Annotated in this window: 10 protein-coding genes; 6 read left to right on the top strand and 4 right to left on the bottom strand. The window is 54.5% G+C overall.

The window, feature by feature from the left end; genetic code table 11:
• Positions 1–106 precede the first annotated feature (106 nt).
• Positions 107–610 (bottom strand): molybdopterin-guanine dinucleotide biosynthesis protein MobB, encoded by a 504-nt coding sequence (gene mobB / locus F3I15_RS14800; protein WP_150018433.1) that lies wholly within the window; start codon positions 608–610, stop codon positions 107–109.
• Positions 610–1,182 (bottom strand): molybdenum cofactor guanylyltransferase MobA, encoded by a 573-nt coding sequence (gene mobA / locus F3I15_RS14795; RefSeq protein ID WP_150018432.1) that lies wholly within the window; start codon positions 1,180–1,182, stop codon positions 610–612. Before mobA ends, mobB begins: the two co-directional genes overlap by 1 nt.
• A 55-nt stretch (positions 1,183–1,237) precedes the next feature.
• Between mobA and F3I15_RS14790 the strand changes: the two genes are divergently transcribed.
• The 4 genes from F3I15_RS14790 (at position 1,238) to polA (ending at position 6,351) form a co-directional block, all read left to right on the top strand.
• The gene (locus F3I15_RS14790) at positions 1,238–1,513 is read left to right on the top strand and encodes a YihD family protein (protein ID WP_150018431.1); all 276 of its coding nucleotides are present in this window, start codon (positions 1,238–1,240) and stop codon (positions 1,511–1,513) included.
• A 46-nt stretch (positions 1,514–1,559) separates the two neighbouring features.
• Positions 1,560–2,546 carry a serine/threonine protein kinase gene (locus F3I15_RS14785; protein WP_150018430.1) on the top strand — a complete coding sequence of 329 codons (987 nt, stop codon included), beginning with the start codon at positions 1,560–1,562 and terminating at the stop codon, positions 2,544–2,546.
• A gap of 26 nt (positions 2,547–2,572) precedes the next feature.
• Positions 2,573–3,202 carry a thiol:disulfide interchange protein DsbA gene (dsbA, locus tag F3I15_RS14780; RefSeq protein ID WP_039381357.1) on the top strand — a complete coding sequence of 210 codons (630 nt, stop codon included), beginning with the start codon at positions 2,573–2,575 and terminating at the stop codon, positions 3,200–3,202.
• Positions 3,203–3,567: 365 nt separating this feature from the next.
• A complete protein-coding gene (gene polA / locus F3I15_RS14775; protein WP_150018429.1) occupies positions 3,568–6,351 on the top strand; it encodes a DNA polymerase I in 2,784 nt (927 codons plus the stop codon).
• A gap of 290 nt (positions 6,352–6,641) precedes the next feature.
• Here the strand turns inward: polA and yihA are convergent, their stop codons facing one another.
• Positions 6,642–7,286 carry a ribosome biogenesis GTP-binding protein YihA/YsxC gene (gene yihA / locus F3I15_RS14770; protein ID WP_039381353.1) on the bottom strand — a complete coding sequence of 215 codons (645 nt, stop codon included), beginning with the start codon at positions 7,284–7,286 and terminating at the stop codon, positions 6,642–6,644.
• Positions 7,287–7,841: 555 nt separating this feature from the next.
• On the opposite strand from yihA, the gene yihI reads away from it, so the two are divergent.
• Positions 7,842–8,363, top strand: coding sequence for a Der GTPase-activating protein YihI (gene yihI, locus F3I15_RS14765; protein WP_150018428.1), 522 nt, complete (start codon positions 7,842–7,844; stop codon positions 8,361–8,363).
• A 233-nt stretch (positions 8,364–8,596) separates the two neighbouring features.
• A complete protein-coding gene (hemN, locus tag F3I15_RS14760) occupies positions 8,597–9,970 on the top strand; it encodes an oxygen-independent coproporphyrinogen III oxidase (RefSeq protein WP_150018427.1) in 1,374 nt (457 codons plus the stop codon).
• A 30-nt stretch (positions 9,971–10,000) separates the two neighbouring features.
• On the opposite strand, the gene F3I15_RS14755 is transcribed toward hemN, so the two are convergent.
• Entirely contained in the window at positions 10,001–10,126 is a 126-nt protein-coding gene (locus F3I15_RS14755) for a YshB family small membrane protein (protein ID WP_139239666.1), read from the bottom strand.
• Between the last annotated feature and the right edge of the window lie 70 nt (positions 10,127–10,196).

Genomic DNA, 10,196 nt, shown 5'->3' with positions numbered 1-10,196 from the left:
CCCCATGCGAGAGTAGGGAACTGCCAGGCATCCATCCAGTAAGAGAGCCCTGAACACGCGTTCAGGGCTTTTTTACGTCTGCAGAAAAGTCAGAAGTGCGTAAAAGTTAACCTTTCTTCAGCCAGCTGACGATAAAGTCTGCGATCCGGTCAGGCTGATTGATATCCAGCAGCGGCAGATCCAGCGCCAGTGCTTCATCGCTGGCTACGGCAATAACATATTCATCCAGCAACTCTTCTGCCCCACCTTTTACACCACGCCGCCACAGTGCAATTTTTGTCACTTTCTCATCCCTGAATCCTTCAACCAGTATCAGATCCAGCGCTGCGCTATTCATCTGTGCTGCCAGATGTTGCAGAGAGGCGGGTTCATCAGGCGTCTCACACATCAGTGCCCAGCGCCGCTCGCTGGCAACCATCACCTGATCGGCGCCCGCTTTACGTAAAACGTAGCTGTCCTTGCCTGGCGTATCGATCTCCAGCTGATGATGAGAATGTTTGATCAAACCGGTCCGAACACCGCGCTGTTTTAACAGCGGTATCAGCGATTTAAGGAGCGTGGTCTTGCCGGTACCGCTCCACGCGGCAATGGCGAGTAAAGGTACGTCCATTATTCTCCCTGCTCCTGTGCCAGATCGTCTGCTGTATTAATATTGCGAAATACCCTCTCATCTTCCTCAAACAGCACGGCGTGACCGCCGCTGGCACGCAAAAACTGCATCAGACGCCGTTCGCCGCGTGCGAGATACGTGGCAAGTTCATCAGCCAGCGCCCGGTTAAGCAGAGCCAGCACCGGATGATCGCGCATGGCTGACCTGACCCAGACCGCCGGCGCCTCTGCGCGCTGTTGCCACAGCCGCAGAACAAAATCCTGAGGGATGTAGGGTGTATCACAGGCGCAGAAAACGACCCACTCACTCTGGCTATGGCGTAATCCGCTCAGCATACCTGCCAGCGGTCCGGGCCAGTCAGGCAATGTGTCGGTTATCACCTTACAGCCGCTTAACTGATATTGATCAAGGTGCCGGTTAGCGCTGATCAGCACACTATCTACCTGTGGCTGCAGTCGCTGCAGAACATGCTGATAAAGAGGCTGATTGTGCAGCTGCACCAGCCCCTTATCACGGCCTCCCATACGACTACCCTGGCCGCCTGCCAGAATAACGCCGGTAAATACGGGCATGGTTGTCTCCTTTAATGAACCCATGCAGTGTAAGCAGTGTGATGAGGGATCCGCTATGAAAAACCATCGTCTTAACGAACTGATTGCGCTTCTGCAGCCTGCCTGGCAGCAGGAGCCAGAATGTCACCTGCTGGGCTTTTTACACAAGCTCGCGCAGGAGGCGGGCTTTCATGGCCCGTTAAGTGAATTACGCGACGACATATTGATTTACCATCTCAAAATGCGTGATACCGACAGCACGACAGAAATACCCGGTATCAGAAAAGATTACGAAGCAGACTTTAAAACGGCACTGTTACGCGCACGCGGTGTGATCAAGGCTGACGAGTAGTGCTATCCTTGCGCATCTACTGCAAAGGTAACATACAGGGCCGAAAATGAACGACGCTGCCTTTAATTTTCATACGCTGGATCCGGATGCCATCCTCGATGCTTTATGGGATACCGGGCTGCGGGTGGAGTCAGGCTTAACGGCGCTGAACAGCTACGAAAACCGCGTTTACCAGTTCAGCGATGATGAAAACCGGCGCTACGTCGCTAAGTTCTATCGTCCGCAGCGCTGGAGCCGGGAACAGATCCTTGAAGAGCATGCGCTGTCGCTGGATCTATTGAATGACGACGTGCCGGTAGCGGCACCGCTTACGCTACAGGGCAGCACGCTTAACCAGCATGCCGGATTTATGTTTGCCGTGTTTCCCAGCGTGGGTGGTCGTCAGTATGAAACGGATAACGAAGAACAGATGGAGTGGACAGGACGCTTCCTCGGCCGCATGCATCAGACCGGCTGCCGTAAATCTTTTGTCCGGCGTCCGGCGCTGGGTCTTGAGGAGTATATCCGGCAGCCACAGCAGACGCTGGCGCACAGCGAGCTGGTACCGGCAAGGCTTAAAGAGAGCTTACTGAAGGCGCTGGACAGCCTTTTTATCACGCTGCAGCAGAGCTGGCATACAAAATGGCAGCCGCTGCGCCTGCACGGCGACTGTCATCCGGGCAATATTCTGTGGCGCGACGGTCCGATGTTTGTTGATCTGGATGACGCGCGCACCGGTCCGGCCGTGCAGGATCTCTGGATGCTGATAAACGGCGACCGGCAGGAGCAGCGCATTCAGTGGGATATCCTGATAGAGGCGTATAACGAGTTCGGTGATTTCGATTTACATGAATTGACACTGATTGAGTCTTTACGCGCCATGCGCATGGTTTATTATCTGGCCTGGGTCGTACGCCGCTGGCAGGATCCCGCTTTTCCGCGTGCGTTTCCCTGGATGACTGACGAGGATTTCTGGCGCCGGCAGATTGCCCTCCTGATTGAGCAGGAGCGACTGTTGCACGAACCCCCATTACGGCTTGGTCCGCAATTTTAATAACGTACTCAGGAGATAGGTTAACAATGAAAAAAATCTGGCTTGCGCTGGCGGGAATGCTGCTGGCATTTAGCGTATCAGCGGCGCAGTTCACCGACGGTAAACAGTATGTCACGCTGCAGAAACCGGTGGCAGGTGAACCGCAGGTCATGGAGTTCTTCTCATTTTTCTGCCCGCACTGCTATCAGTTTGAACGTGTTTACCACGTCAGCGACGCGGTGAAGAAGAACCTGCCGGCTGAGACTAAAGTGACAAAATATCACGTCGATTTTCTCGGCGGTGATTTAGGCCCGGTGGTCACGCATGCCTGGGCAGTGGCCATGGCGCTGGGCGTGGAAAGCAAAGTTACCGCACCGATTTTTGATGGCATTCAGAAAACGCAAACCATCACCGATCCGGCCAGCCTGAAAGAAACCTTTATTAAAGCAGCAGGGATCTCAGCTGGCGATTATGACGCTGCCTGGAACAGCTTTGCGGTGAAAGCGCTGGTTGCGCAGCAGCAGAAAGCGGCTTCTGATGTCAATCTGCAGGGCGTTCCGGCTATTTTCGTCAACGGCAAATATATGGTCAATAACGGCGGGCTCGACACCAGCTCTATGGAGAATTTTGTCGCCGATTATGCCAACGTGGTTAAGTTCCTGGCTGAAAAGCAGTAACGCGACACCCTTAAACGCTGGCAACGCCAGCGTTTTTTATTTCTTCATCCTCATTTATTCTTTTTCCTGCCTGCACTCTGTAGTGATATCCACATGGACGATCGCGTTTTCAAAACCGCGTTCTGCGTCACGGCAACTTATTAACCTGTTGTAAATAAATAGTTATTATCTGCTTATTATTTTTCTCATGCTAAAAAAAGAGTGCCTTATGAAATTTGCGCACAAAGTTATCCACAGAAAGATCGTTGCGATCCGCGTTTGATAACCGTGAAAAAAAGCGCCTCTCTCCCGTGTTCATTCAACATTTTTCTCAGGTTGTGGCATCCTTATAAGCCTGAATCTCGCAACGAAGAAACCTTAACACTATGGCGAAAATCGCAGAAAATCCCCTGATTCTGGTAGACGGATCCTCTTATCTCTACCGTGCATATCATGCCTTTCCGCCACTGACCAACAGCGCGGGCGAACCGACCGGCGCGATGTATGGTGTGCTCAACATGCTGAAAAGCCTGTTGATGCAGTATCAGCCCAGCCATGTGGCTGTGGTCTTCGATGCGAAAGGAAAAACCTTCCGCGACGAACTGTTTGAACACTACAAATCTCATCGTCCGCCGATGCCTGACGATCTGCGAGCGCAGATAGCACCGCTGCATGAGATGGTAAAAGCGATGGGGCTGCCGCTGCTGGCCGTATCGGGCGTGGAGGCAGACGATGTTATCGGTACGCTGGCACTGGAAGCGGGCAAACAGGGCCGTAGCGTGCTGATCAGTACCGGTGATAAAGATATGGCGCAGCTGGTCACGCCAGATATCACGCTGATCAATACCATGAGCAATACCGTACTGGGACCGGAAGAGGTTGAGGAAAAATATGGCGTGCCGCCGGCGCTGATTATCGATTTTCTGGCGATGATGGGCGACAGCTCCGATAACATCCCCGGCGTACCCGGCGTGGGAGAGAAGACCGCGCAGGCGCTGCTGCAGGGGCTGGGCGGCATGCACGCCATTTATGACAATCTCGACAAGGTAGCCGATCTGTCATTCCGCGGCGCGAAAACCATGGCGGCCAAACTTGAACAGAACCGCGATGTGGCCTTTCTCTCTTACCAGCTGGCGACCATTAAAACCGATGTGCCGCTGGAGGTCAGTTACGATCAACTGACGGTGAACCAGCCTGACGTTGAGACGCTGCAGACGCTGTTTGCCCGCTTTGAGTTCCGGCGCTGGCAGGCCGATCTGCAGGAAGGTAAGTGGCTGCAGGGCAAAAAGAGTAATGTGCAGGCGCAGAGCGCTCTGGCTGATGAGCCTGAGGCTGCGGAAGCTACTAGCATGCTCTCTGCGGACGGGTATGTCACTATTCTTGATGAGGCAACCTTTAGCGCCTGGCTCGATAAGCTGAAGCAGGCTGAGGTGTTTGCCTTCGATCTCGAAACAGATTCACTCGATACGCTCAGCGCCACCATTGTCGGTATCGCGTTTGCTGTCGCCCCAGGGGAGGCTGCCTACCTGCCGGTTGCGCATGACTATCTTGACGCACCCGATCAGCTCGATCGCACTGACGTGCTGGCGAAGTTAAAGCCGCTGCTGGAGGATGAACGCGCGGCGAAAGTGGGACAGAACCTGAAATACGATCGCGGCGTGCTGAAAAATTACGGTATTGAGCTGCGCGGCATCCGCTTTGACACCATGCTGGAGTCCTACTGCCTGAACAGCGTTGGCGGCAAGCATGATATGGATAGCCTCTCTGCGCGCTGGCTGAATCACAAGACGGTCACGTTCACTGAGATCGCCGGCAAAGGTAAAAATCAGCTCACGTTTAACCAAATCGCGCTGGAACAGGCGGCACACTATGCGGCAGAAGATGCCGATGTGACGCTGCAGCTGCATCAGCAGATGTGGCCAAAACTGGAGCAGGAAGCGGGCCCGAAACAGGTCTTTACCGATATCGAAATGCCTCTGGTTACGGTGATTTCGCGCATTGAGCGTAACGGCGTGCTTATCGATCAGAACATCCTCGCCAGACATTCGCAGGAGCTGACGACCCGCCTCTCTGAGCTGGAACTGAAGGCGCATGAACTGGCGGGAGAGCCGTTTAACCTCTCTTCCACCAAACAGCTGCAGACCATCCTGTTTGAAAAGCAGGGCATCAAGCCCACGAAAAAGACACCGGGCGGTGCGCCCTCAACCAGTGAAGAGGTGCTGGCCGAGCTGGCGCTTGATTATCCGCTGCCAAAAGTCATTCTGGAACATCGCGGGCTGTCGAAGCTGAAATCTACCTATACCGATAAACTGCCGCAGATGATCAATCCGGTCTCAGGACGCGTTCACACCTCTTATCATCAGGCGGTCACGGCGACCGGCCGGCTCTCCTCAACCGATCCGAACCTGCAGAACATTCCGGTTCGCAACGAAGAAGGGCGCCGGATCCGTCAGGCCTTTATCGCCGGTACAGATAAACGCATTGTTGCTGCGGACTATTCTCAGATTGAGCTGCGCATCATGGCGCATCTGTCACAGGATAAAGGTCTGCTGGAGGCCTTTGCGCAGGGGGAAGATATTCACCGCGCCACGGCAGCGGAAGTATTTGGTTCCCCGCTGGAAAAGGTCTCAGCTGAGCAGCGCCGCAGCGCCAAAGCGATTAACTTTGGCCTGATTTACGGCATGAGTGCGTTTGGCCTCTCGCGTCAGCTGAACATCGGTGCCGGTGAAGCGAAGAAATATATGGATCTCTACTTTGAACGCTATCCGGGCGTACTGCGCTACATGGAAAAGACCCGCGATCAGGCGGCGTCTAAAGGTTACGTAGAGACGCTGGACGGGCGTCGTCTGTGGCTGCCGGATATCAAATCCAGCAACGCTATCCGCCGCAAAGCCGCTGAGCGGGCGGCCATTAATGCGCCGATGCAGGGAACTGCAGCGGATATCATCAAGCGGGCGATGATTGCCGTGGATGGCTGGCTGCAGCAGCAGAACAGTGATGATGTGAAGATGATCATGCAGGTACACGATGAACTGGTATTTGAGATCCACAAAGACGCGGTAGAGAGCGCCAGCGAGAAAATCCGTCAGCTGATGGAGAGCAGTATGTCGCTGGATGTACCGTTGCTGGTGGAAGTGGGTGTCGGTGATAACTGGGATCAGGCGCACTGATCTAACTCGCTGCCTGTTAAACATTTTTCTGGAAATTAAACTACAGCCGCTGTGCGAAAGTGTGACGGAGCTGGTAAAAATTATGTCAAAAGCTGAAATTGGATCACAAAAAATCCTTTGTCGGCCAGAAAAAATCAGGTAAAGTTCGTCGCGTAGGGTACAGAGGTAAGATGTTCTATCTTTCAGACCTTTTACTTCACGTAATCGGATTTGGCTGAATATTTAGCCGCCCCAGTCAGTTATGACTGGGGCGTTTTTTATTGGGCTTTTTTCACCCGGCAACGCTGCCGTTACTCAGCCGGCTGGTTATCTGCGTCGCCTTCACGGGCCGGCTCAAGTTCGCTGAACCAGGTATCCAGTTTCTGGCGCACCTTGTCCACGCCCAGTTTTTTCAGCGAAGAGAACATCTCAACCTGCACGTCGCCCATAAAGCCCAGCGCGGCTTCACGCACCATGTTGAGCTGCGCTTTACGTGCACCAGAGGCGAGTTTGTCCGCTTTGGTCAGCAGCACCAGTACCGGAATATTGCTGCTTACGGCCCACTCAATCATCTGCTGATCGAGATCTTTAAGCGGATGGCGAATATCCATCAGCACCACCAGCCCTTTCAGCGCCTGCCGCTTCTGCAGATACTCTGCCAGCGCACGCTGCCATTTACGTTTCATCTCCTCAGGCACTTCGGCATAGCCGTAGCCGGGCAGATCCACCAGACGTTTCCCTTCAACCACTTCAAACAGGTTGATAAGCTGGGTGCGCCCTGGTGTTTTACTGGTGCGCGCCAGACTTTTCTGGTTGGTCAGGGTATTAAGCGCACTGGATTTGCCTGCATTTGAGCGCCCGGCAAAGGCTACTTCAATACCCGTGTCGGCCGGCAGATGACGGATATCTGGCGCACTGAGCATGAAGTGGGTGATGTGATAATTCAAAGCAGACAAAATAGACTCCAGCTGATAGATACGGACTAATGGCGCTGATTATACCTGTTATGACGCAAAAGTACCCGACAGCCGTAGCCCCGACAAATCGTGTAAGAGATCGCCGATTTCTGCTGCCAGTTTTAGCTTAAATATAAAAAGTTCAATATTTTTTTATCGCTAAAATACAGATGGTTGCGCATGATTTTACTCATTTCTCTCTAAAAAAGAGCGAGATCTTACTTGTTGATTTGGCACTTTCGTCTACATTTGGTGTCAGTGCAAGGCAGCACCCATCAGGATGATGCGCTCAGGAGTGTCCGGAAGACCAGGAGCATGGCAGGAGTACGATTCAGGCAGGAATCGGGAATGGACAGGGATTACTCGCAGGAGCGATATGGCGACGGAGCGACCGGGACGTTGAGAGCCGTAAAGGATTTATTCAGAGTTTCCTTCGTACGAAGGTGCGAAATAAGGCGATAGCAAAAGCTATCGCCTTTTTTCTTTGTCTGCTTTCTGCTAGATTTCGCCGCAATTCTATACTGAACTCACTAGGCATCACTGAGACCGGACATCATGAAGCAACCTGCACCCGCCCAGCGTGGCAAACCCGCTGCTAAAGCCAAACGTAAATCGCGTGAAGAACTGAATCAGGAAGCGCGCGATCGTAAACGCGATAAAAAGCACAGCGGCCATAAATCGGGCAGCCGCACCAGCCCGACGGCGCAGAGCAGCGGCAGCGCACAGACTAAAAAAAGCAGCGATGCCCGCGTTGGCAGCAAAAAACCGGTGGCGCTGGTGGCTGACGGCAAAACGCAGCCCGTGAAAAAAGCGGCACCTCAGCCCAAAGTGAAAGCGCAGAAAGTACGCCTGACGCCTGAAGAGGAGCTGGCGAAGCTGGAGAACGACGAACGTCTCGACACGCTGCTCGATCGCCTGGAAAAAGGCGAGACGCTGAGCGGTGAAGACCAGGCGTGGCTGGATGAGACGCTGGACCGCATCGATGAGCTGATGGAAACGCTGGGGATCGCGCTGGATGATGACGCCGAAGATGAGCAGGCTGAAGAAGATATGATGCGCCTGCTGAAAGGGCAGTAATTCCGTTACCGGACGGCATGCACCGTATCGCATGCCGTGCTGAACAGGTATTCGACAATGTTTTGGCCTGGATCAATTTTAGCGCTGCTGCTCACATGTTATATCCTCTGGTTATTGTTTAAACTACGCCGCCTGTCGCGCCTGAAGTCGCGTTTACGGCGGCGTTCTCTTCACCGCTTCACTGACCCTTCTGCGCGACCTTTCCGGACCACACGCCACCGAAAGAGGTAAGCATGACCGCGCAGCAGATAGAATGGGATCAGCAGCTGGTTGAGAAATACAGCGGCTCAGGCCCGCGTTATACCTCCTATCCCACCGCGCCGGAATTCAGCGAAACTTTTCGCGCCGCAGATTTTGAGCAGGCTGCTGCCCGTTATCCTCACCGGCCGCTCTCTCTTTACGTGCATATCCCGTTCTGCCACAAACTGTGTTATTTCTGCGGCTGCAATAAACTAGTGACGCGCCAGCGGCACAAAGCTGACCGCTATCTGAATGCGCTGGCGCAGGAGATTGCCTGTCGTGCTCCGCTGTTTGCCGGTCGCCGGGTGACGCAACTGCACTGGGGCGGCGGCACGCCAACCTTTCTTGACGAAGCGCAGATAAGCCGGCTGATGGCGCTGCTGCGGCATCACTTCGCAATAACGGATGATGCTGAAATATCGATCGAAATCGATCCGCGTGAGATCGCGCCGGCCACGATCGATCATCTGCGGGCGGAAGGATTCAACCGTCTGAGCATCGGGATCCAGGATTTTGACCGGGCGGTACAGGCGCGCATTAACCGGATACAGGATGAAGCGGCGATTGGTGCGCTGGTAGAGCGCGCGCGTGAACAGGGTTTTCGTTCGGTCAGTTTCGATCTGATCTACGGTCTGCCGCTGCAGAGTGCGGAACGGTTTGCGCTGACGCTGCAGCGGGTGATCGCGCTCGCTCCCGACCGTCTGAGCCTGTTCAGTTATGCGCATATGCCGGCGCTGTTTGCGGCGCAGCGCAAAATCAAAGCAGCAGACCTGCCCGACGGCGCGCAAAAGCTGCTGATCCTGCAGCAGAGCATTGCAACACTGACCGCCGCAGGTTACCGGTTTATCGGGATGGATCACTTCGCCCGGCCGGATGATGACCTGGCGATCGCGCAGCGCAGCGGCCTGCTGCACCGCAATTTTCAGGGCTACACCACGCAGGGTGAGAGCGATCTGCTGGGGCTGGGCGTCTCTGCCATCAGCATGCTGGGCGACAGCTATGCGCAGAACCGGAAAGCGCTGAATGAGTGGTACGCCGGGGTGGAGCAGCAGGGCAGCGCGCTATGGCGCGGATTAACGCTGACGGAGGACGATCGTCTGCGGCGTGAGGTGATTAAACAGCTTATCTGCAATTTCACGCTCGATTTTGCCGCCGTGGAGGCGCAGTGGCCGATTGTGTTTGAGGACTATTTTGCCGACGATCTGGCGCAGCTGGCTCCGCTGGTGGCGGAGGGACTGATTTGCTGTGAGAGGCGGCGTCTGACGGTGACCGGACGCGGCCGTCTGCTGATCCGCTCTGTCTGCATGTGTTTCGACCGCTACCTGCGGCAGAAAAGCCGCCAGCAGCACTATTCCCGAATCATCTGAATAACAAAGGGAGCATAGGCTCCCTTGCTATTAACTGAACAGGCTCGCCGTAATGGCGCATACCACAGCAGCCAGCGCAGTCTGCGGCGAATGGGCCACCGCGCTGCCAATGGCTGCCAGATTATGCGCGATTGTCAGCATGACAGATTGCAGCATGATACTTCTCTCCCGATTACCGCGGATATCATACTCACCGGTAACGGTCTGTACAGCCTGTGCGTGCAAA

Origin of the sequence: Pantoea sp. M_9 (assembly GCF_008631385.1) — a bacterium.
GTDB classification, from domain to species: Bacteria; Pseudomonadota; Gammaproteobacteria; order Enterobacterales; family Enterobacteriaceae; genus Pantoea; species Pantoea eucrina.
The sequence above is the reverse complement of the archived record's forward strand: the minus strand, read 5'-3'. Positions and strand labels throughout refer to the sequence as shown.